Origin of the sequence: Dermacoccus sp. Ellin185, from assembly GCF_000152185.1 — a bacterium.
GTDB classification, from domain to species: domain Bacteria; phylum Actinomycetota; class Actinomycetes; order Actinomycetales; family Dermatophilaceae; genus Dermacoccus; species Dermacoccus nishinomiyaensis.
In genome coordinates, this window is sequence record NZ_AEIQ01000115.1 from 134,546 (window position 1) to 154,422 (window position 19,877).

The window sequence follows — 19,877 nt, forward strand, 5'->3', positions numbered from 1 at the left end:
AGCACACCATGACGACCCAGGCGCACCACGTCGGCGCACGCGACATGACACCCGAGCAGGTCGGCATGCTCAACGGCCGCGCAGCCGCACTGCAGGCGGCGACGGCGGATCTGCTCGAACGGGGACATCTGCGTCAGACGGCGTACGGGCGCCTCGAGGCGTGGACGATCCCACCCGCCGACGTCACGCCCCTGCAGCGCGCGGTCGTCGACGCCGTCCGTTGCCGCGCGCCACGCCTCGAGAACGTCCCCGCCGTGCGTGCGGCGCTCGACGAACTGCAGCGTGACGCCGTGCGCCGCGGCCTGCTCAATGCGCCGCGCAGAGGCGGCAAGGGCGAGGCCCTGAAGACGACGTTCATGACCCTGTTCGGGGTCGCCATGGCGATCATCGCCGCCACCGGAAAGTCTGTGGGTGGCGTGCTGGTCGGCTTGGGCTTCACGTGTTTCGGGGCGTACAACCTCGTGCGTGCTGTCCGCACCACACGGCAGGGGCGCCGCACGCAGGCCGGGGCTGCGGCCCTGGAGCAGCTACGGTTGCGCGTGCCAAGCCCTGCGGCGGGGCTCACGCAGCCACCGATGCGCGGCGGGCTCGGCTACTCCGTCGGCCTGTACGGGACGCGGCCGCTGCTCATCGCGTTCCCGGCCACCGCGGCCCTGGGATGGGGGCTGAGCGACCACGTCGTCGACGAGGAGATGCAGCGTCACGCGAGGGCGAGTTCGGGCGCAGAGCCGTCGAGTACGAACGGGTACACGTGCTCGTCGGGTACGTCGAGCTCCGACTGGTCGTGCGACACCCATTCCGGCCATTCCGGCGGTTCCGGCGGTTCCGGTGACGCCTGGTGCAGCGGCGGAAACTGCTGCGGCAGTGCAGGATCGTGCAATTCGGGTTCGTGCGGCGGCGGCTCGTCCTGCGGCGGCTCGTCGTGCGGTTCGAGTTGCGGTGGCGGCAGCAGCTGCTCGAGCTGACGCTACGCCCGGCCACCGCGTCATCAAGGCCTGCACCATCGGCTGCCGCGTCAGCTGCATGAGAAATGCGCATCTGCCCGAGGAACATGCTGCGTATTCCTCGGGCAGATGCACATTCCTCGTGCAACGTCAGCGGGTGCGCGACAGCCTTCGCAGCTCCTCAAGTCGACGCTGACTCACGCAGGGAGCTTCACGTCAGCCATCCGCCGGAAGCCACACGTCACCGTGCCGGCAGTACGTGCTTACCGTCGCGGTCGGTCGCGACGCACAGCGAGCAGACAGCACCGTCACCCGTCGCGGAGGCCAGCATGTCGGGGCGTTCGAACACGTCGCCGCAGGCCTCGCAGTCGATCTCGGCCGCCGACGGGTTGCCGTGCTCGTCGAACATCTCGTGCGCCAGCCCGTCGGTGTCGCGGCGCAGGTAGTAGCGACCCTTCGTCGCGACGGCGATGACGGGCGGCAGAACGACGGAGAGCACGACGGCGATGATCGGCGAGTACGGCTGCAACCCACTGCCGAGGCCGCCGAAGAAGGCCACGATCGACAGGCCCCCCGCGACGATGACGGAGACGAACCCGACCGGGTTGATCGCGTACAGCATGCCCCGGCGGAATTCGGGAGTCTTCGGCGACAGCTTCAACAGATAGGTGTTGACGATGATGTCGCTCGCGACGGTCACGATCCACGCGATGGCAAGGTTTGCGTAGAAGCCCAGGATGTCGTTGAGGAAGTCGAACATGTTCGCCTCCATCATGACGAGGGCGATCGTCACGTTGAACAGCACGAACACCATGCGGCCGGGGTAGTGCTTCGTCACGCGGGTGAACGAATTCGTCCACGCGAGCGAGCCGGAGTACGCGTTCGTCACGTTGATCTTGATCTGGCTGATGACGACGAGCACGACGGCGAGCGTCATCGCGAGCCAGTGGGGCATCATCTGCTCGTACGCCGAAAGGAACTGGTGCACGGGCTCGTTGGCGATCGACGCACCGCCCGCGACGTTGGCGATGAGGTAGACGGCGAGGAACAGCCCGATCATCTGCTTGAGTGCACCGAAGAAGACCCAGCCGGGGCCGGCGACGATGACGGCCGTCCACCAGCGTCGCGAGTTCTCCGGGGTCTTCGCGGGCATGAAGCGCAGGTAGTCGATCTGCTCGGCTATCTGCGCGATGAGCGAGAGGCAGACACCTGCGGCGAGCATGACGGCGCTGAAGCTGACGCCCCCACCATGGGCGCCCTTGTAGTCGAGGAAGGTGTCGACCGAGCCGGGGTGCGCCTGAACGAGATAGACGAGCGGAACACCCATGAGCAGCAACCACAGCGGCGTCGTCCACACCTGCAACTTGCTCAGCGCCTTCATTCCATACACGACGAGCGGTATGACCATGAGACTGCTGACGAGGTAACCCGCCCACAGCGGCACCCCGAGCCCCAGCTTGAGCCCCTGCGCCATGATCGAGCCCTCGAGCGCGAAGAAGATGAAGGTGAAGCTCGCGAAGATGACGTTCGTCAGCACCGAGCCGTAGTAGCCGAAGCCCTTGCCGCGCGTGATGAGGTCGAGATCGAGGTTGTAGCGCGCCGCGTAGTAGGCGAGGGGCACACCCGTCACGAAGATGATGGCGGCCGCGACGAGAATGCCGAGAATCGCGTTCGTCGTGCCGTGCTGGATGCCGATGTTGGCGCCGATCGAGAAGTCGGCGAGGTAGGCGATCCCACCGAGCGCCGACGTCGCGACGATGCCTGGGGCCCAGCGCCGATAACTGCGCGGCGCGAACCGCAGCGTGTAGTCCTCCAGCGTCTCGCTCCTCGCCTTCGCGGTCCCGACGGCGGACGCGGTGGCCCGCTCGTCGACCTGTGGTTCCAGTTGCGACGTCGCCATGCTGTGCGCCCCTCTGCTCTCGTCCTGCGTTTCGACAACCGAGGTGGCGGTATCGCCATTCGGTACGCAGGAATCTAGGCAGCCGATGTTTCGACGGATGCGAGACGATGTTTCACGAGAGTTGCGCCCCCTACCCCGATGTTGCCCGCGTTTTCGGTCACCCGCGCCGCGAAAAGCGGGCAACATCGCGACTGGACGAGGCGTCGGCGGGCCGGACGCGTCGGCGACCCGCCGTCAGCGCCGTAAGGGGCTGAGGTGGACGTCGTCACCCAGCCAGCGTTCGATGCGTCCAGGCGCGAAGAGGTCGAGGCGCGTGACGCCTACCGGGAGGTCATAACCCACCGGCGCCGAGCCCAGCATCGTCGAGTCCGGGCGCGTTGACTCCGGCGCGGCGGCTGCCGGCTTTGCGGCGTCTGCCCGCGTCAGTGCCCCCGGCGCCCGCTGCAGGATGGCGGCCGCGCCGAGCGTCGTCACCTGATCGACGACGCGGCGCCCGCCGCGGATGCCGGGCGCGTCGTCGTCGGCTGCGAGGCGAAACTCCTCGACGAGCGCCGGGCGCCCCGCATGAGAGATGTCCGTGCGAGCGACGAGTTCGCCGCCCGCCTCACCATGGCGGCCGAGGACGAGGGTGTCGCGCAGCATGAGCGACCCACCGTCGGCGATGTCCGCACGAGTCGTCCGGGTGGCGCGGGCGTCGGTGGCGACGACGAACGGCTCCCCGGGCCAGCGAAGCGACGCCCCCTCCGCCACGCTCAAATTCGCCGACCAGGAACACGCTCCCCCACGCCCGGCGTAGGCGACCGTCGCCGCGACCTCGACGATCTCGAGTGCGACACCGTCACCGACGACGATGTCGAGTTCGGCCTCGTCACCCGCGAGCAGCAGAGCCGTCGTCGCGACGAGGGCGACGCGCGCGGACGTCGGCGTCACCCGCAGGATGCGCGGCGCAAGCAGGCTCGAGCGGGTACGGACCCGAACGGCTGAGCCCGCGGCGCCTCGTTCGACGTGGAGCTTCATCGCTCACCACCGGCCGGCCGGGGAGCCCACGCTCGCGCCTCCTGCTCCGCGAGGACTGAAACCCGGCCAGGCGCCATGTGGTGTTTCGGCCCCCAGGCCGCGCACGGCTCGCGTCGCTCAGTGCGTGTGAGTGACGCCGTCATGCGTGTGCTCACCCTCGCTGTCGGCGTGGACATGCGGCGCCATCGGACCCGGATCCTGCGCGACGTGCCCGCCGCCTTGGTAGGCCGCGAGCACCTCGCGCACCCAGGCCGTCAATCGCTCGACGGAGGCCGCATCCGTGCGCGACAGCGCGATGACAGGGCGTCCGTCACGAGCCTCACGGCCCTGCTGCTCCATGAGTGCGGCGTCGACCCCGACATGCGGCGCAAGGTCTGTCTTGTTGACGACGAGCAGGTCGGCGCGTGCGATGCCCGGCCCGCCCTTGCGGACGACGTCACCGCCGCCGGCGACGTCGAGGACGAAGATCTGCGCGTCGGCGAGGGCCGGCGAGAACGTCGCCGTCAGGTTGTCGCCGCCCGATTCGACGAGGACGAGCTCGACGTCAGGATGGTCGGCTGCGAGATCCTCGACGGCAACGAGGTTGGCGCTGACGTCATCACGGATCGCGGTGTGCGGGCATGCCCCGGTCTCGACGGCGCGAATGCGATCGACGTCAAGAACGCCTGCGGCCCTGAGCATCTGGGCGTCTTCGTCGGTGTAGATGTCGTTCGTGATGACGCCGAGCGAGATCTCCTCGCCGAGTTCGCGGCACAGCATGCCGATGAGCGAACTCTTGCCCGTACCGACCGGACCGGCCACCCCGAGCCGCATGGGGCGCGATGGATTCGATGCCGCGTCACGGCGCGAATCGACGCCGACCGTGATCTTCTGGGACGTCATCGCGCCCTGTCCGGCGGCGGGCGTATCGATGCCGGAAGTGGCGGTGGCTTCACTGCCGGGGCGCGAGGTCATGGCGATCTCAGACACGGAACAACTTCCTCTCGGTGTCGGCGTGAGCGGCATGCCACGCCTCGAGCTGGGGTGCGGAATGGACTGGGATGTCGTACGGCGCGACCAGGTCGGCGCAGGCCGCGACGAGGTCGTCGAGATGGGGCGCCGAATCGAGCGCCCAGGCCACGGCATCCACAGGGTCGAGCGGTTCGAGCTTCAACGCGGCGGCGGTGACGCTCTGGACGTCGTCATATCCGACGACGCGGGCGACGGACGCACCGTCGAGGCCCAGCTCGCCGGCGAAAGCGCCGAGGACCACGGCGCGGGCGGTGAGCGGGCGGGGCAACCCCTCGAGCCACTGTGCCGCGGGGCCGTCAGGACGCAGCCGGTGCACGAGGCGCAACATCGCCCGCCCCTGGGCGATCGATGAATCACGCACCGCCGCGACGGGGTTGCGGGCCGCCCAGGCCCACGCGACGTCCTCGGACGCGAACGCGGGCTCGGGCATGGGCACGGGCGTGGCGGCATCCCCGCCTTGCGTGCAAGTGCACCCGGGTGCACTTGCACGCAGATGACGGACGGCGGCGGACGCGACGACGGCCGTCCCGGCTTCGACCCGCGCCACCGTCGCGAGGCGCATCGCGATGAAGGCCGGCACCTCGTGCACCGGCAACCCCCCGAGCAACGCCGGTTCGAGACCACCTGAGGCGGTGTAGCCGCCAACAGGCAGCCTCGAATCAGCGAGCAGCAGGCTCGCCATCCCCGCGCCGTTCGTCGCCGCGTCGGGCCTCATGACGCCACCGCCCCGCCCCTGCGTGCAGCTGCACCCGGGTGCACTTGCACGCAGGACGTCGGACGTGGGAGCTGAGCCGCAGCAGGACATGGCGATCAGAAGAGCGAATACCGCTGCGCGAGCGGCAGTTCCGTCGCCGGCTGCGGGGTGACGAGCTCACCGTCGACGGCGATGGCGAACGTCTCGGGGTCGATGTCGATGCGCGGTGTCGCCGAGTTGTTGATCATGTCGGCCTTCGTCACCTCGCGTGTCGGCCGCACGGCTTCCACCTCCCGCCGCAACCCGAGCGACTCCCGCAGACCATTCTCTGCAGCCGCCGGCGACACGAATGACACCGCGAGCGACGCAGCGTCGTCCGCCACGAGCGCCGGGCGCATCAGCACGGGCTGTGGCGTCGGGATCGACGCGTTCGGGTCGCCGAGGGCAGCCCACACGATGGCACCCGACTTGAGGACGACGGACGGCCGCACGCCGAAGAACTTGGGCTCCCACAGCACGAGGTCGGCCAGCTTGCCGGGCTCGATCGACCCGACGAGATGGTCGATGCCGTGCGCGGCCGCCGGGTTGATCGTGTACTTCGCGACGTACCGACGGGCACGTTCGTTGTCGGCCGGCAGCGTCTCGCCGAGCGAGCCATAGCGTGACTTCATGACGTGCGCGACCTGCCAGGTGCGCGTGATGACCTCACCGATGCGACCCATCGCCTGAGCATCGGAGCTCGTCATCGACAACGCGCCGATGTCGTGGAGCAGATCTTCGGCGGCGATCGTCGTCGCCCGGATGCGCGATTCGGCGAACGCGAGATCTTCCGCCACCGCCGGGTTGAGGTGATGACACACGATGAGCATGTCGAGGTGCTCGGCGACCGTGTTGACGGTGTGCGGCAGCGTCGGGTTCGTCGAACCGGGCAGGACATTGGGGTGCGACGCGATCGACATGATGTCGGGCGCGTGCCCGCCCCCGGCGCCCTCGGTGTGGAAGGCGTGGATGCTGCGCCCGCCGATGGCGCGCAGCGTCGAGTCGACGTAACCGGCTTCGTTGAGCGAGTCGCTGTGCAGCGCCACCTGCAGCCCGTGCTCGTCGGCCGCGCGCAGGGCAGCGTCGATGGCGGCGGGCGTCGCGCCCCAGTCCTCGTGCACCTTGTACGCTGCCGCGCCCGCGAGCGCCTGCTCGGCGAGGCCCTCGGCGCTCACGGTGTTGCCCTTGCCCATGAGCAGCAGGTTGACGGGCAGGTGATCCAAGCCGCGCAGGACGCGCCCGAGGTGCCAGGCACCGGGTGTCACCGTCGTCGCCTTCGACCCCTCGGACGGGCCGGTACCACCGCCACCGAGCGTCGTCAGACCGGTCGCGAGCGCTTCGTGCACCTGCGACGTCGACAGGAAGTGCACATGCATGTCGATGCCACCGGCGGTGAGGATCTTGCCCTCCCCCGCGATGACGTCGGTGCCCGGGCCGATGTGGAGATCCGGGTGCACGCCGTCCGCGACATCGGGGTTGCCGGAGCGGCCCAGCGCGACGATGCGCCCGTCACGGATGCCGACGTCGGCGCGCACCACACCCCAGTGGTCGAGGACGACGACGTTCGTGATGACGGTGTCGAGCGCCCCGCCCGCGCGGGTCGTGAGGCCCTGCGCCATCGACTCGCGGATCGACTTGCCCCCACCGAAGACGGCTTCCTCGCCGCCGACGGTGTGGTCGTGCTCGACCTCGATCCACAGGTCGGTGTCGCCGAGACGAATCTGGTCACCCGTCGTCGGACCGTAGAGCGCGGCGTAGGCGTCACGTGTGATGGTCGTCGGTTCGGACGGCCGTGGGCGGACAGCCGGCACCTCGGGGTGGGACGCCGTTCCGCGCGGGACCGTAACACCGGGCCCGATGTCGTCGTGTGACTTGCCGGCCCCACCTGCGTCAGCCTGCGACGTGTCTCCGAAAGACGCGGCCGTGTCGCGGATCTGCAGCCCCGGCACACGCCGCTCGCCCCGCAACGCGACGAGCGCCACCTCGCGGCTGACGCCCGGTTCGAAGCGCACCGACGTGCCGCTCGGGATGTCGAGGCGGTAGCCCTGCGTCAGCTCGCGGTCGAATGCGAGGGCCGCGTTGGCGTCGGGCAGATGCAGGTGCGAGCCGATCTGGATCGGTCGGTCGCCCGTGTTCTCGACGACGACGCGCAGCCGTTCGTTCACTGAACGATCGGCATTGAGCGAGATGTGCCCCGGGGCGACGCGGATGGCGCCAGGAGCGCTCGTGGCCCCGGGGGTTGCTGGGTCGTCGGCTGCGTCCTGCGGCCGACGGCCTGAGTTCGCTGACATGGCTCGTTCCTTCAGACGATCGGGTGATGGAGGGTGACGAGCTTGCGACCATCGGGAAAGGTGGCCTCGACCTGGATGTCGGGGATCATCTCGGCGACGCCCGGCATCACCTGCTCACGTGTCAACACCTCACGCCCGGCGCTCATCAACTCTTCGACACTGCGACCCTCGCGGGCACGTTCGATGACCCACGTCGACAGCAGCGCGACGGACTCGGGGTGATTGAGCAGCACGCCGCGCTCGAGTCGATCACGCGCCACCATTCCCGCGACGGACAAGAGCAGCTTCTCGGTGTCGGCGGGCGTCAGATGCATGGCAGGAGGTTAGCGAGGCGATGTTTCGCGGGTGTTTCGCCGGTCCTGGCGGAGGGGAGGTGACCACGAATCGTCGCGAGTACGGCGGGCCGGAGCCGCAGCTGCGCGAGAAATACACATCTGCCCGAGGAATGTGCGTCATATACCTCGAGCAGATGCACGAGAGTCGAGCAGGTGACGTCACACCACACCTGTCGGTGCGGCATCATGCGAGACATGAGCATCACGACGTCCGACGCAACACGGCCCGCACCGGCCACGTCGATGCCTGCGGGCGTCGGCATCGGATGGCGCCCCGAGATCGCGGACGTCCTCGCCGCCCAACCTGGGTTGACGTGGGTCGAAGTGGTCGCCGAATCCGTCATGCACGGCATGCCGCCAGCCCTGAGGCAGCTGCGCGAGCGCGGCGTCACCGTCGTCCCGCACGGGGTGAAGCTCGGGCTCGGTGACGCCGAGGGCCTCGACGTCGATCGCGTCGCGCACTTCGTCGGGACGGCCGCCATCACGGGCGCGCCGCTCGTCAGTGAGCACATCTCGTTCGTGCGGGCGGGTGGTGTCGAGGTCGGCCACCTGACGCCGCTGCCGCGCACGCGCGCCGCCGTCGACGTGATGGTGCGAAACGTCCGCAGCGTCCAGGCCGAGCTCGACGTCCCGCTCGCGCTCGAATGCGTCGCGGCGCTCTTCACCTACCCCGAGGACGAGATGAGCGAGGCACAGTTCGTCACCGAGATCATCGAACGCACCGACGCGCTGCTGCTGCTCGACATCGCGAACGTCTACGCCAACGCCCGCAATCACGGGGGCAATCCGCTCGAGACGGCCCTCGCGATGCCCCTCGAACGGCTCGCGTACATGCACGTCGCGGGTGGGGTCGAGAACGACGGGATCTACCACGACACGCATGCGGCCGCGGTGAACCCCGAAGTGCTGCACCTCATCTCGGAGCTCTCGAGACGCACGACATTCCCGGCCGCGATGCTCGAACGCGACGGCGACTACTCGCCTGCCGAGGAGTTGCTCACGGAGCTCGACGCCATCGCCGACGCCGCCGGCATGCCGCGCGTCACGGCCGCGCAATGACGATCCGCCGCGCATCGTCGACGGGCGGGCACAGCGACAGTTCGACGTCCGCGCCCGTATCCGCCGACGAGGGGGGCCGCCCCCACGAGTTCGACGGCAGGACGGAGGCCGCGTCCCCCATGGATTCTGCGTCGGATGAACACGCTGATCTCGCCGCACGCCAGGCGCAGATCGTGGCGGCGCTGACGGGGTTGGCGTCCGCCCCGGCCGGCTTCGACGCTCGCCATCTCGACGTCGCGCGACGAGCGCTCCTGCGCAAGCGAGCGAACGAGCTGCAGTTCGTGTGGCCGATCCTCATCGCGTCGCTCGGCCCGCGATTGCACCCGTTGTTCGCCGAGTTCGCTCGTGAGCGTCCGACGCGTGGCTCGCGCGCTGACGGTCACGCGTTCGCGCAATGGTTGCGCCGACGCGGCGACCTCCCCCTCGCCGCCGACCTCGAACTCGCCGAGGCACGCCTGTTCTGGGCGTTTCCGACCGACACGTCCGGCATGGCGACGGCGCCGGTGCGGCGCACGTCCCGCGTCGCCGTCGAACGGTTTCCCGGCGGCATGCTCGTGCGCCGCGGCCGTCGCGTGACGACGCTCGGACGCCCGTCTGAACGGTAGGCACCGACCTGAACGATAGACACCGACACAGAACCGTTCGCGGTCGACGCCCGCTGGACGTGGACGGAAATCGCAGGGGGGTCAGGGCTGCATGTGGCGCCAGGGCTTGGAGAGCTGGAAACGTCGGCCGGTGATCTCGGTCACGGTGATGCGGACGATCGTGTGTTTCTCCGTCGGCACCCAGGGGCGCAGCGGCAACTGTTCCGCACGAGCCTTTTCGGCGCCCTCGAGCACCTCAGCGCGTCCTCGGACGATGACGCTCGACGCCTCGCCGTCGCCGAACCGTCCACTGCCGTTGAGGTCGTCGACCTCGAACGCGACGTCGGAGTTCATCGTCACCCCGAGCAGTTTGCTGCCCTCGGCCGTGCGGAAGAAGATCGCTCCCGCGTCGCTGACGTAGTTGATCGGGACGATCTGCGCCTCACCGACGAGCGTGTATGCCAGTCGCCCGAACGAGTGCTGCGCCAGGAACGCCCAGCACTCGTCCTCGGCGAGGGCGTTGATGACGTCGTGGTCGGCCTGGAAGTCGGACATGGTGGTCTCCTTCGGGCGGGCGTGTCCTCGTGCCGTTCTCGACATCACCAGCTTGCCGCGTCGAAGCCGCCGATGGGGCAAGACGCGTCCGGGCCCTTCGTCCCTGCCCGCTCGCCCCCGTTCCCGCACTTCGACAAGCCACGTCCGCTCCTCACTTTCTTCGGCAACGACCGCTTCTCGACGGGAGGGGCGCATGCCTCGCCGCGTCAGGGCCGGCGCGACTACCCTGTGAGGAGCGACGGGACGAGGGAGGAAAGCACATGCTGGCCGCAGTGTTGCTCATGATCGTCTCGGGTGTGCTCATGGTCGCGATCGTCGCGTTCCTGCTCATCATCAACACCCGCATCGAACGGCAGCAGCGCGAACGCTACTTCGGCGACATCAGCCACGTCCGCATCCCCGACAACGCCCGAGAACTGTCGAAGCCGGCGAAACGCCCCAAACCGCCCTATCGCCCCTTCTGACGGCGATGCACCTCACCCATCTGCGATCTTCGTCCACATTCGGCTCCGCCCGCCCCAGGCACCGTCAGTGCGCGGGGTCGCGCACGACCAGCAGGACGACGAGGGCGACGCCGCAGCCGATGAGCGTCTCGACCGCGCGGTCGACGAGTAGCGGCCCGACGGGCACCTCGTGCACGATCTGCCCCATCATCAGCGCGAGCGGCGTGATGCACAGCAGCGCGAGCGCGTAGTTGCGGCCCACGAGCAGTTCGGCGCCCACCTGCAGCGCCGCGATGACGAGCACCGCCGCGAAACCCTGGGGGTGCCACGGCAGGATGGCGGCCGCCGCGAGCACGCCGAACAGCGTGCCGACGAACCGTTGACCACCGCGGATCATGCGCGCCCGGTGCGTCGCGCCGGACAATCCCGCGACGGCGGCAACCATCGCCCAATAGGGATGCGAGCCGCCGTACTGCGTCCCGATCAGCCTGCCGACGACGCCCGCCGCGCCCACCGCGATGACGAACCGGGCGAGGTGCACGCGCGTCCCCTCAGCCTGCCACGCCTCACGGATCCTGGCCCGCGGCAACGGAATCCAACGACGTTCCCCCGTCTCGCGCAACAGGCCGACACGTCCGATGAGCACCGAGAACGCAGCCGACGCCGCGGAGACGAAAAAGCCGACGGCGACGTTCGACGCCGCCGCGGGCAGCGTCGCGCAGACGGTGAACGCGAACACGACGAACAACGGCCCCGGCGGGTGCCAGCGGAAGGCGTCCGACAACAACGACGCCGCCGCGGCGACGAGCGCACCGGCGGCGATGAGCCACCACTGGTGATGCGGCAGTAGCCCGACGGCGCATCCGAGCGTCACCGCCATGACGAGGACGCCGGCGATCGTCATCTGCAACGCCGTGCGTTCCGCATGCGGCGCGGCGCGTCCGTAGAGGGACGTGAATGCCCCGAAGGCCGCGAACGCCGACCAGTCGAGGTGCCCGGTCACCGTCAGCAGAGTGAGCGGGACGAAGACCGAAACGCCGGCCCGCGCCGCCACCCGGTGAGCACCCGCGTGCGGGCCGAAGCGGAAGAACTCCTGGAGAAAACTGGGATGGGCAGGCGTCGTCACCACGCCATCCTAGAAGCCGTGCCCGCAGCAGCCGGATGCGCCGCGTTTGGACGCCACAGCCACAACTCGTCACCACCCAGGCAGAGCTCCTGCCACCCCATCACTCCTCATGACGACGACACGGCTCGTCGGGGCGACGAGCGACCGCCTCCAGCCCCCTTCCACCGCGCGACGCTGGGGTCACGACCCCGACACCGCGGTTGGTCATCACCCCTCGAGCCCACGCCGCTCTCAGACTCGACCATCGTGTGAGATGGTTCACGCAGCGCCCGAGCAACCTCATGACACTCTCCAGCCATGACGGGGCGTTCGAGGTCTATTCTTACGCCCCCTCACCCCGCGGGGGCTGTACCCGTCTGCGTCAACCGCCTACTGTGAGCAGCAAGCTGGGCGGCGCCGTCGCCCCCACCATCCGGAGCGACGCTCGCCCGGATCGGCCAGATCTGCACAAGGAGTTGCCATGTTCGCTCTCGCCGTCCTGCTGCTCATCGCCGCAGCAGCCCTCGTCCTGTGGGTCCTCTTCGGGCTCAACGGAGAGAACAACAACGACGTCCACTTCCACGGTTTCGGCATCGACGCCAACCTCACGCCGCTCACCGTGTTCCTCCTCGGCGCCCTGACGCTACTGCTCGTGTGGGCCGCGACGCGCCTGATCGCCGCCGGCACGAAGCGCAAGTACCGCCAGCACAAGGAGACGAAGGAGCTCAAGAAGGAGCACCAGCTCAGCGAGAAGCAGCGCCTCGAGGCCGAGCGCGAGCGTGAGCGCCTCGCCGCCGAGCGCGACAAGGAGCACGATCTGCGCGAGACCGCCGAGGCCCGCCAGCGCGTCGCGCAGCGCGACGTCGAGCGCTACCCCGAGGACCACCGCACCACCGAGCACATCAGCACGGAGCGTGTCGGCACCGAACGCGCAGCCGAGGGTCGTCGCGCGGGCGAGGGCGACGTCATCGGCAACCGTGTCGACGGTGTCGTCGACGAGCGCGCCACCGACGGGCGCCACTACCGCAACTGATCTCACCGCGACGACGGTCTGCGTCACCGACCGGATCGCGCCGCCCATGACGAAGGCGCCGCACCCCAGCGAGGGTGCGGCGCCTTCATCGTTCTCGACGCTCGTGACGCCGGAACCCATCGCCCCGGCGTCCTCCACGTCAGGCCACTCAGACCGCCACGTCAGGCCACTCAGACACGGCCGTTGCGGCCGGGCCCGCCCGTCAGCCTCACCCAGCTGGCGGGGCGCCACCCATCACACACGACAGCGCGCGTGCTCCGCGGGCAGAACCGCAGAACCACGCGCGCTGACGGCGACGTCGGGCGTCAGCTCACTTGGCGGCCTCGACGTGCTTCGGCTCCTTCTTCGGCGCCGGCTTCGAGTTGGCGGCGTCGACGAACGCGTGGCGCGGCGTCTCGAGGTCCATGAGGGCGGTGGCGTCGCGGCCGAACATCATGCCGACGGCCCAGTTGCCGAGGATGCGTGCCTTGCGCTCGAGTGTCGGCATCGCGTACGCGTGGTAGCCGCGGTGCATCATCCACGCCGGCAGGCCGCGCAGGCCGTACTTGCCGACCTGGGCGACGCCCTTGCCGACGCCGAGCCCGGCGACGGAGCCGATCGTCTTGTGCTTGTACTGCTTCATCTCGCCGCCGCCGCGAATCGTCGTCAGGATGTTCGCGGCGAGGACGGGCGCGTGACGCAGCGCGTGCTGGGCGTTCGGCACGCAGAACCCGCCGGGGCCCATGCCCGTGACATCGGGGACGGCGGCGTTGTCGCCGGCACCCCAGGCGCCCTCGACGACGTTGCCCTCGTCGTCACGCACACGCAGGTCGGTGCCGACCATGAGACGGCCGCGGTCGTCGATCGGCAGGTCGGAGTCGACGAGGACGGGATTGGCCTTGACGCCCGCGTTCCACACGATCGTGTCGGCGTCGAACTCCTCGCCAGTCGACAAGACGATGTGCTTGTTCTCGCAGCTCTTGAGCTGCGTGTCGAGGTAGACGTCGACGCCGCGCTCGCGCAGGGAGGCGACGACCCACTTCGCCTGCTCCTCGCTGACCTCCGGCATGACGCGGCTCATGGCCTCGACGAGCACGAAGCGCGGGTCTTCGGGCGACAGACGCGTGTAGTACTTGATGGCGTCCTTCACCATGTCCTGGATCTCGGCGATCGCCTCGATGCCGGCGAACCCGCCGCCGACGAAGACGAACGTCAGCGCACGCTTGCGCTCCTCGGGATCGGTGAGCACGGCGGCCTCGTCGAGGCGCGCGAGGACGTGGTCACGCAGCGTGACGGCTTCCTCGATCGTCTTGAAACCGATGCCCTCCTCGGCGAGGCCGGGGATCGGCAGCGCGCGCGGCACGGAGCCGGCGGCCATGACGATGTGGTCGTACTCGAGCGTGAAGTCGTCACCGAGCTCGGGGTCGACGTTGACCGTGCGGTTCGCGTGGTCGATCGACGTCACCTTGCCGGTGATGATCTCCGCACCCTTGAGGTGACGGCGCAGCGGCACGAGCGCGTGACGCGCCTCGATCGAACCGGCGGCGACCTCCGGCAGGAAGGGCTGGTACGTCATGTAGGGGTTCGGGTCGACGACCGTCACCGAACCTTCGCCGTCCTTGAGGGAGGCGAGCAGCTTCTTGGTGGTGATGAAACCCAGGTACCCGCCGCCGACGACGAGGATGCGCGGACGCACGTTGGTGTTCTGCGTGAAAGCCATGCAACAACTCTAGAACCGCCGAGTACGTTCGGCGAAACGCTGACCAAACGACTGATGTTACCGGACAGTAAGGCGCAGCGGGGGTCTGTGAGCCGCGCGACTTTCCAGCGCCCCTCCTCTTTCTGCGTGCAAGTGCACCCAGGTGCACTTGCACGCAGAAGGAGGGGCCCGCGCGTCAGGTCCTGAGCATCGACAATCGAGCGTCAGAGCTCGAGCGTCAGTTCCTTGCCCTTGCAGCGGCTCACGCAGATCATCATGATGTCGCCCTCCTCACGCTCGTCGTCCTCGAGCACGGAGTCGCGGTGGTCGATCTCGCCGGCGATGACGCCCGTCTCGCAGGTGCCGCAGATGCCTTCGAGGCAGGAGCCGAGGACGCTGACACCGGCCTCGCGCACGACCTCGAAGATCGACCTGTCGGCGGGCACGGTGAGGCGCATGTCGGATTCTTCGAGGATGACGTCGAACTCGGTGTTGCCCGAGTCGTCGATCTCCTTGGGGCTGAAGCGTTCGACGTGCGCGACGAGGTTGGCGCGGCTCTTGCACCCGTCCTCGATCGCCGCGAGCAGACGCTCCGGCCCGCACGAGTAGACGAGCGCGGGGCCCGCAGCGTCGGCGTCGGCGAGGGTGGCGGCGAGGTCGAAGGCACCCTTGTCGGCCTTGGGCCAGAACGTCACCTTGTCGCCGAAGGAGGCGAGTTCGTCGCGGAAGGCCATCGTCGCCCCGCTGCGCCCGAGGTAGTACAGGTGCCAGTTCTTGCCCTGCGCCTGCGCGGCGCGCACCATCGTCAGGATCGGGGTGATGCCGATGCCGCCCGCGACGAAGACGTACGTCGGCGCCTTGCGCAGTTCGAAGTGGTTGCGTGGGCCGTAGCTGACGAGTTCGTCGCCGACCTTCAGCGTTTCGTGGATGTAGGAGGAACCGCCTCGCGATTCGCTCTCGCGCAGGACGGCGACCTGGAAGCGGCTGCGGTCGGCCGGGTCGCCGCACAGCGAGTACTGACGGATGAGTTCGTCGAACGGGTCGTGCTCGGGCAGGTCACCCTGCTCGGCGTCCTTCAACTCGGCGTCGCTCACGCCGCCGAGGACAAGGTCGAGGTGCGCTCCGGGGGCCCACTCGGGCAGGTCTGCGCCGTCGGCGGCGCGCAGCGTCAGGAGGCGGACACCGTCGGCGGCGTCGTCGATCCCGTCGACGACGAGAAGCGTCTTCGCCTCGGGCTGAGTCGATTCCGAAACCATGCCTGTCTCCTTCACTGCGCACAGCGCGTCGTCTCGCCCCCCTTGCGTACAGATGCACCCGGGTGCATCTGCACGCAGGGAGGCGACGCACGACGCGATGTTGTTCGGGTGCGAACGAGTTGTCAGTCTACGCATGTTCATGACGGGTGTGTGACCCAGGCAACATTCCATCGCCGCAAAGTCTTTCGGGGGCGAACGATCTGGCCTAGCGTGGGAGCACGCCGCCCAATCGCCCCCGCCTGACGCCTCGATCGTCGTGCGGGCCGTCGCCAGGAGTTCATCATGACCAAGCGCGTCCTCATCGTCCAGCACGACCACTGTTCGCCCCCCGGCGCCGTCGCGGATCGCTTTCGCGAGCGCGGTTACGAGGAGACACTCTTCCAGGTCGTGCCGGAGAAGGATTTCGAGAACCCGGGCGTCGACGTCGAGTTTCCCGACGTGCGCGAGTTCGACGCGCTCGTCGTCATGGGCTCGTACTGGTCGGCGTGGGACGACGAGATGATCGGCTCATGGCTGGCGCCCGAGATGCAGCTGCTGCGCGACGCGGACACCGCGGGCGTCCCCGTCCTCGGCATCTGCTTCGGCGCGCAGCTTCTGGCGCGCACGCACGGCGGCTCGGTCGGGCGCGCGCCCGAACCGGAGATCGGGTTCGTCGAGGTGAGCAGCGAACGCGAGGACATGGTGCCCGGTGGCAAGTGGTTCGCCTGGCACTACGACCGCTGGCAGGTGCCGCCGGACGCCGTCGAATTCGCGCGCAACGACATGGCGTCGCAGGGTTTCGTGCTGCGCAAGAACCTCGCCGTGCAGTTCCATCCCGAACTCTCCAGCGAGATGCTGACGGGCTGGTGCGACAACGGCGGACGCGAGATGCTCGCCTCCCTCGGGCGCGACGCCGACGCCGAGATCGCTGCCGCGAAGGAATGGGATGACGAAGGCCGCCGCCGCGCCGGCGTCCTCGTCGACGGGTTCCTGGAGCAGGTCGCCGCGAGCTGATGAGCGTTGACCTATTCGAACGCGAGGTTCGGCGCCACATGGCGCCGGCTGACGCCCGAGTTCTCGAAGAGACCGACGTAAGAGACGACCTCGACCCCCTTGTCGGCTGGAGCGCGGAGCATTTCGACAGCCTCGACTGACGCGGGCGTCAACGTTGCCCGGATCCGCATCACGGTCGACGCGTTCTCGGGCGATGTTCACGCCCGATCAGGCGGGCGCGCCTTTCAGGACGTGAGGTCGTCGCGGTAGAGCCGCGCACAGAAGTCGCGCAGCTCGGCGGCGAGGGCGGCGATCTCGTCGACGGCGTGATGCGTCGGCGTCCACGCGGCATGCAGCGGCATCGTCAGCACCGAGCCGTCGGCGTCACGCACGCGGCGCGGGATGAGCCCGAACCGGGTGTCGTTCGTCAGCACCGCGACGCCGCGCCCCGAGGCCGCGAGCGCCTGGGCGGCTTCCGGCGAGTCGACCTCCTGCACGTGCTGTGGCGCGAGGCCCGCCTCGGCGAACGCGCGCGTCAACACCTGGCTGACGGGGTGTCGGCCCGGCAGCATGACGAGCGGGTCGACGCGTGCGAGCGCCTCGAGATTCACCGAGCGGTCACGCTCGGCGCCCTCACCATCGAGCACGCCCCGGGCGCCGACGTACGCGCGCACCGGCAACTCGGCGATCAGCATCGACGCCACCTCCGGCGGCGGAACGGCTGGTGCGACGACGATGTCCGCGCCCTCCCCGAGCGCCGCGAAGACCTCACTCGTCGAACGGCTGACGACGTTGACCTCCGGCGCCAACGCACCCCGCGCCGGGCCCGCCGCGAGGAACGGTGCGATGACGTCGCTGAGCGTCGTGCTCGGCGCGGCGATCGTCAACGACGTGAGCCTCCCGGACGCGAGAAACGCCGCGGTGCGCTTGAGCGTCGCCTCCCGTTCGAGCAGGCCGCGGGCCAGCACGAGCAGTTCGGCCCCGGCCGCTGTCAGCCGCACCCCACCCTCGGAACGGACGAGCAACTCGACCCCCAGCTCGCGCTCGAGCGCCCGCAACTGCCGCGAAACCGCAGGCTGGCTGACGTGCGACGCCGCCGACCCCGCCGTCACCGATCCGGCGTCGGCGACCGCGACGAAGTAGCGCAGGACTCGCAGCTCCACGACGGGCGACCTTCCGATGAGGCCATGCCCAGAAGGCATGGCAGAGAGTGAGAACAGGTATCGAGGAGCCTAGCCCCATCTCGTCTATTTCACGTGGCCCACGTCACAGAATGTGCAGGGCACCACTGCCTGACATCACGCGCGAGCATCGGAGACGACCATGACGATCACCCCGCCTGACGGCGCCACAGCTGCTGCTGGCGTGCCCGGGCTGTCGGCCGACGCGATGCCGCAGCTGACCGAATACCTCGGCGAGGCAACGCGATTCATCACGGAGTGGATGAACGAGTACGGCCCTTCCACCCCGCATCCGGCGCAGACCGTCGAGCACGCGCAGTTCAAGGCGGCATTCGACGAACTGACGTCGCGTCTGAGCGTCAACTACCCGTTCTTCCACCCTCGCTACGTCGGCCAGATGTTGAAGCCACCCCACCCGGCGGCCGTCGTCGGGTATCTCACGACGATGCTCATCAACCCAAACAACCACGACCTCGACGCCGGCGCCGCGACGACGCGCATGGAGGTCGAGGCAGTCGATCAGATTGCGCGCATGTTCGGGTGCACCGCTCGTCGAACTGCGAGTGAGGACACGAGCGACGCGAGGCCCGGAGCGAGCAGCCGAGACGAGCCAGCGGAATGTGGTGACGGGAACCGACTCTGCCACCTCGGCCACCTGACGACGTCGGGCACCGTCGCGAACCTGGAGGCGCTGTTCGTGGCGCGTGAGACACATCCGCGCAAGGCGATCGCGCACAGCGCTGACGCGCACTACACGCATGGGCGCATGAGCCACCTGCTCAACGTGCCGTCGGTGTCGATCCCGACCGACAGCCGCGGACGCATGGATCTTGACGCGCTCGAGTGGTTCCTCAAGGGCGGCGGCATCGGCACCGTCGTCATGACGGCCGGGACGACGGGGCTCGGCGCCGTCGACCCGATCGACAAGGCCATCCCGCTGTGCCGCAAGTACGGCGTCCGCGTGCACGTCGACGCCGCGTACGGCGGGTTCTTCCGCCTCCTCGCCGACGACGACTCGCTGCTCGCGCCCGAGGTGGCGGCGGCGTTCCGCGCGATCGACGAGGCCGACTCCGTCGTCATCGACCCGCACAAGCACGGCCTGCAGCCGTACGGCTGCGGCGCGGTGATCTTCAAGGATCCGAACGTCGCGAACTTCTACGACCACACCTCGCCGTACACGTACTTCACGACGGGCGAGGACATCCACATGGGCGAGATCTCGCTCGAGTGCTCGCGCTCCGGTGCGTCGGCGGCCGCGTTGTGGATGACGCTGCAGCTGATGCCGTTGACGCGTGAGGGCATGGGTGAGGTCGTCGCGCCGGGGCGTCGCGCTGCGCTTGCGTGGGCCGAGAAGTTGCGTGCGTCCGACGTGTTCGAGCTGTACCAGGAGCCGGACCTCGACATCGTCAGCTACTTCCCGATCGGCGACTCGCTCACCGACATCGACCGTCGCTCCGGCGCGATCCTCACCGCCGGCATGAATGCCCCGCGCGACGAGTCGCTGTTCGTCGCGACGTATCAGGTGGACGCCGACGACATGGCCGCGCGCGGGCACGTCATCGATGAGCGCAGCGCCGGGTCGGCGCAGGAGGGCGAACCCCTCGTCGGCGCGCGCATTCTGCGCAGCGTGACGATGAAGCCCGAGACCGAACCCGTCATCGACCAGATCCACGCGGCTGCCGAGGCCCTCGCCCGACAGGCCGCCACGGCCGAACGCGACGCTCCCTTGCCCGACGAAGAGGTCGCCGAGCCGGGCATCTGACGCATCGCCGGGCCCGTC

At 69.0% G+C, this 19,877-nt stretch carries 18 protein-coding genes and 1 pseudogene; 7 read left to right on the plus strand and 12 right to left on the minus strand.

Annotated features, from left to right (window positions below):
- Nucleotides 1-8: 8 nt before the first annotated feature.
- Complete coding sequence (locus tag HMPREF0321_RS13075; RefSeq protein WP_006947032.1) at nucleotides 9-965, plus strand: TIGR04222 domain-containing membrane protein; 957 nt, start codon at nucleotides 9-11, stop codon at nucleotides 963-965.
- Nucleotides 966-1,185: 220 nt separating this feature from the next.
- Here the strand turns inward: HMPREF0321_RS13075 and HMPREF0321_RS13080 are convergent, their stop codons facing one another.
- The 7 genes and pseudogenes from HMPREF0321_RS13080 to HMPREF0321_RS13105 all read right to left on the minus strand — a co-directional run bounded on the left by HMPREF0321_RS13080 (nucleotide 1,186) and on the right by HMPREF0321_RS13105 (nucleotide 8,210).
- Nucleotides 1,186-2,844, minus strand: coding sequence for a cytosine permease (locus tag HMPREF0321_RS13080; RefSeq protein ID WP_006946925.1), 1,659 nt, complete (start codon nucleotides 2,842-2,844; stop codon nucleotides 1,186-1,188).
- A gap of 234 nt (nucleotides 2,845-3,078) precedes the next feature.
- On the minus strand, nucleotides 3,079-3,774 hold the full coding sequence (locus HMPREF0321_RS13085) for an urease accessory protein UreD (protein ID WP_217490556.1): 696 nt from the start codon (nucleotides 3,772-3,774) through the stop codon (nucleotides 3,079-3,081).
- Between the two features lie 204 nt (nucleotides 3,775-3,978).
- On the minus strand, nucleotides 3,979-4,743 hold the full coding sequence (ureG, locus tag HMPREF0321_RS13090; RefSeq protein ID WP_082740464.1) for an urease accessory protein UreG: 765 nt from the start codon (nucleotides 4,741-4,743) through the stop codon (nucleotides 3,979-3,981).
- A gap of 79 nt (nucleotides 4,744-4,822) precedes the next feature.
- Nucleotides 4,823-5,587, minus strand: coding sequence for an urease accessory protein UreF (locus HMPREF0321_RS13095; protein WP_175282498.1), 765 nt, complete (start codon nucleotides 5,585-5,587; stop codon nucleotides 4,823-4,825).
- 95 nt (nucleotides 5,588-5,682) lie between these two features.
- Complete coding sequence (locus HMPREF0321_RS13100) at nucleotides 5,683-7,416, minus strand: urease subunit alpha (protein WP_370447740.1); 1,734 nt, start codon at nucleotides 7,414-7,416, stop codon at nucleotides 5,683-5,685.
- Between the two features lie 183 nt (nucleotides 7,417-7,599).
- Nucleotides 7,600-7,896: pseudogene (gene ureB / locus HMPREF0321_RS17165) on the minus strand (urease subunit beta); the annotation flags it as partial.
- An 11-nt stretch (nucleotides 7,897-7,907) separates the two neighbouring features.
- The gene (locus HMPREF0321_RS13105; protein ID WP_006946986.1) at nucleotides 7,908-8,210 is read right to left on the minus strand and encodes an urease subunit gamma; all 303 of its coding nucleotides are present in this window, start codon (nucleotides 8,208-8,210) and stop codon (nucleotides 7,908-7,910) included.
- 216 nt (nucleotides 8,211-8,426) lie between these two features.
- On the opposite strand from HMPREF0321_RS13105, the gene HMPREF0321_RS13110 reads away from it, so the two are divergent.
- Entirely contained in the window at nucleotides 8,427-9,290 is an 864-nt protein-coding gene (locus HMPREF0321_RS13110; protein ID WP_050786603.1) for a DUF692 domain-containing protein, read from the plus strand.
- Nucleotides 9,287-9,895, plus strand: coding sequence for a hypothetical protein (locus tag HMPREF0321_RS15120; RefSeq protein WP_006947048.1), 609 nt, complete (start codon nucleotides 9,287-9,289; stop codon nucleotides 9,893-9,895). The genes HMPREF0321_RS13110 and HMPREF0321_RS15120 overlap by 4 nt, the downstream gene beginning before the upstream one ends.
- 81 nt (nucleotides 9,896-9,976) lie before the next feature.
- On the opposite strand, the gene HMPREF0321_RS13120 is transcribed toward HMPREF0321_RS15120, so the two are convergent.
- Entirely contained in the window at nucleotides 9,977-10,429 is a 453-nt protein-coding gene (locus HMPREF0321_RS13120; protein WP_006946966.1) for a pyridoxamine 5'-phosphate oxidase family protein, read from the minus strand.
- A 260-nt stretch (nucleotides 10,430-10,689) separates the two neighbouring features.
- Here HMPREF0321_RS13120 and HMPREF0321_RS13125 point away from each other — a divergent pair, with 260 nt between their 5' ends.
- Nucleotides 10,690-10,893 carry a hypothetical protein gene (locus tag HMPREF0321_RS13125; protein ID WP_006947152.1) on the plus strand — a complete coding sequence of 68 codons (204 nt, stop codon included), beginning with the start codon at nucleotides 10,690-10,692 and terminating at the stop codon, nucleotides 10,891-10,893.
- Between the two features lie 64 nt (nucleotides 10,894-10,957).
- Here HMPREF0321_RS13125 and HMPREF0321_RS13130 read toward each other — a convergent pair whose 3' ends face one another.
- Nucleotides 10,958-11,998, minus strand: a complete 1,041-nt coding sequence (locus HMPREF0321_RS13130; RefSeq protein WP_006946944.1) for an FUSC family protein — start codon at nucleotides 11,996-11,998, stop codon at nucleotides 10,958-10,960.
- A 460-nt stretch (nucleotides 11,999-12,458) separates the two neighbouring features.
- Here HMPREF0321_RS13130 and HMPREF0321_RS13135 point away from each other — a divergent pair, with 460 nt between their 5' ends.
- Nucleotides 12,459-13,010, plus strand: coding sequence for a hypothetical protein (locus tag HMPREF0321_RS13135; RefSeq protein WP_006947027.1), 552 nt, complete (start codon nucleotides 12,459-12,461; stop codon nucleotides 13,008-13,010).
- A gap of 310 nt (nucleotides 13,011-13,320) precedes the next feature.
- Here the strand turns inward: HMPREF0321_RS13135 and HMPREF0321_RS13140 are convergent, their stop codons facing one another.
- Together HMPREF0321_RS13140 and HMPREF0321_RS13145 are read right to left on the minus strand one after the other, a co-directional pair.
- Nucleotides 13,321-14,709 carry an NAD(P)/FAD-dependent oxidoreductase gene (locus HMPREF0321_RS13140; protein ID WP_006947068.1) on the minus strand — a complete coding sequence of 463 codons (1,389 nt, stop codon included), beginning with the start codon at nucleotides 14,707-14,709 and terminating at the stop codon, nucleotides 13,321-13,323.
- Between the two features lie 203 nt (nucleotides 14,710-14,912).
- Entirely contained in the window at nucleotides 14,913-15,944 is a 1,032-nt protein-coding gene (locus HMPREF0321_RS13145) for a PDR/VanB family oxidoreductase (protein WP_040015054.1), read from the minus strand.
- 282 nt (nucleotides 15,945-16,226) lie between these two features.
- Between HMPREF0321_RS13145 and HMPREF0321_RS13150 the strand changes: the two genes are divergently transcribed.
- Nucleotides 16,227-16,937: a type 1 glutamine amidotransferase gene (locus HMPREF0321_RS13150; protein ID WP_006947056.1), complete on the plus strand. Its 711-nt coding sequence runs from the start codon at nucleotides 16,227-16,229 to the stop codon at nucleotides 16,935-16,937.
- A 224-nt stretch (nucleotides 16,938-17,161) separates the two neighbouring features.
- Here the strand turns inward: HMPREF0321_RS13150 and HMPREF0321_RS13155 are convergent, their stop codons facing one another.
- Nucleotides 17,162-18,079: a LysR family transcriptional regulator gene (locus HMPREF0321_RS13155; protein ID WP_006947095.1), complete on the minus strand. Its 918-nt coding sequence runs from the start codon at nucleotides 18,077-18,079 to the stop codon at nucleotides 17,162-17,164.
- Between the two features lie 160 nt (nucleotides 18,080-18,239).
- On the opposite strand from HMPREF0321_RS13155, the gene HMPREF0321_RS13160 reads away from it, so the two are divergent.
- On the plus strand, nucleotides 18,240-19,859 hold the full coding sequence (locus tag HMPREF0321_RS13160; RefSeq protein ID WP_006946989.1) for an aminotransferase class V-fold PLP-dependent enzyme: 1,620 nt from the start codon (nucleotides 18,240-18,242) through the stop codon (nucleotides 19,857-19,859).
- Nucleotides 19,860-19,877: the final 18 nt, after the last annotated feature.

What these genes read in the sequence shown, in the direction of transcription:
- HMPREF0321_RS13075 (WP_006947032.1), top strand. Translation starts at nt 9, where the DNA reads ATGACGACCCAGGCGCACCACGTCGGCGCACGCGACATGACACCCGAG.
- HMPREF0321_RS13080 (WP_006946925.1), bottom strand. Translation starts at nt 2,844, where the DNA reads ATGGCGACGTCGCAACTGGAACCACAGGTCGACGAGCGGGCCACCGCG.
- ureG (WP_082740464.1), bottom strand. Translation starts at nt 4,743, where the DNA reads ATGACGTCCCAGAAGATCACGGTCGGCGTCGATTCGCGCCGTGACGCG.
- HMPREF0321_RS13095 (WP_175282498.1), bottom strand. Translation starts at nt 5,587, where the DNA reads ATGAGGCCCGACGCGGCGACGAACGGCGCGGGGATGGCGAGCCTGCTG.
- HMPREF0321_RS13105 (WP_006946986.1), bottom strand. Translation starts at nt 8,210, where the DNA reads ATGCATCTGACGCCCGCCGACACCGAGAAGCTGCTCTTGTCCGTCGCG.
- HMPREF0321_RS13110 (WP_050786603.1), top strand. Translation starts at nt 8,427, where the DNA reads ATGAGCATCACGACGTCCGACGCAACACGGCCCGCACCGGCCACGTCG.
- HMPREF0321_RS15120 (WP_006947048.1), top strand. Translation starts at nt 9,287, where the DNA reads ATGACGATCCGCCGCGCATCGTCGACGGGCGGGCACAGCGACAGTTCG.
- HMPREF0321_RS13120 (WP_006946966.1), bottom strand. Translation starts at nt 10,429, where the DNA reads ATGTCCGACTTCCAGGCCGACCACGACGTCATCAACGCCCTCGCCGAG.
- HMPREF0321_RS13125 (WP_006947152.1), top strand. Translation starts at nt 10,690, where the DNA reads ATGCTGGCCGCAGTGTTGCTCATGATCGTCTCGGGTGTGCTCATGGTC.
- HMPREF0321_RS13135 (WP_006947027.1), top strand. Translation starts at nt 12,459, where the DNA reads ATGTTCGCTCTCGCCGTCCTGCTGCTCATCGCCGCAGCAGCCCTCGTC.
- HMPREF0321_RS13140 (WP_006947068.1), bottom strand. Translation starts at nt 14,709, where the DNA reads ATGGCTTTCACGCAGAACACCAACGTGCGTCCGCGCATCCTCGTCGTC.
- HMPREF0321_RS13145 (WP_040015054.1), bottom strand. Translation starts at nt 15,944, where the DNA reads ATGGTTTCGGAATCGACTCAGCCCGAGGCGAAGACGCTTCTCGTCGTC.
- HMPREF0321_RS13150 (WP_006947056.1), top strand. Translation starts at nt 16,227, where the DNA reads ATGACCAAGCGCGTCCTCATCGTCCAGCACGACCACTGTTCGCCCCCC.
- HMPREF0321_RS13160 (WP_006946989.1), top strand. Translation starts at nt 18,240, where the DNA reads ATGACGATCACCCCGCCTGACGGCGCCACAGCTGCTGCTGGCGTGCCC.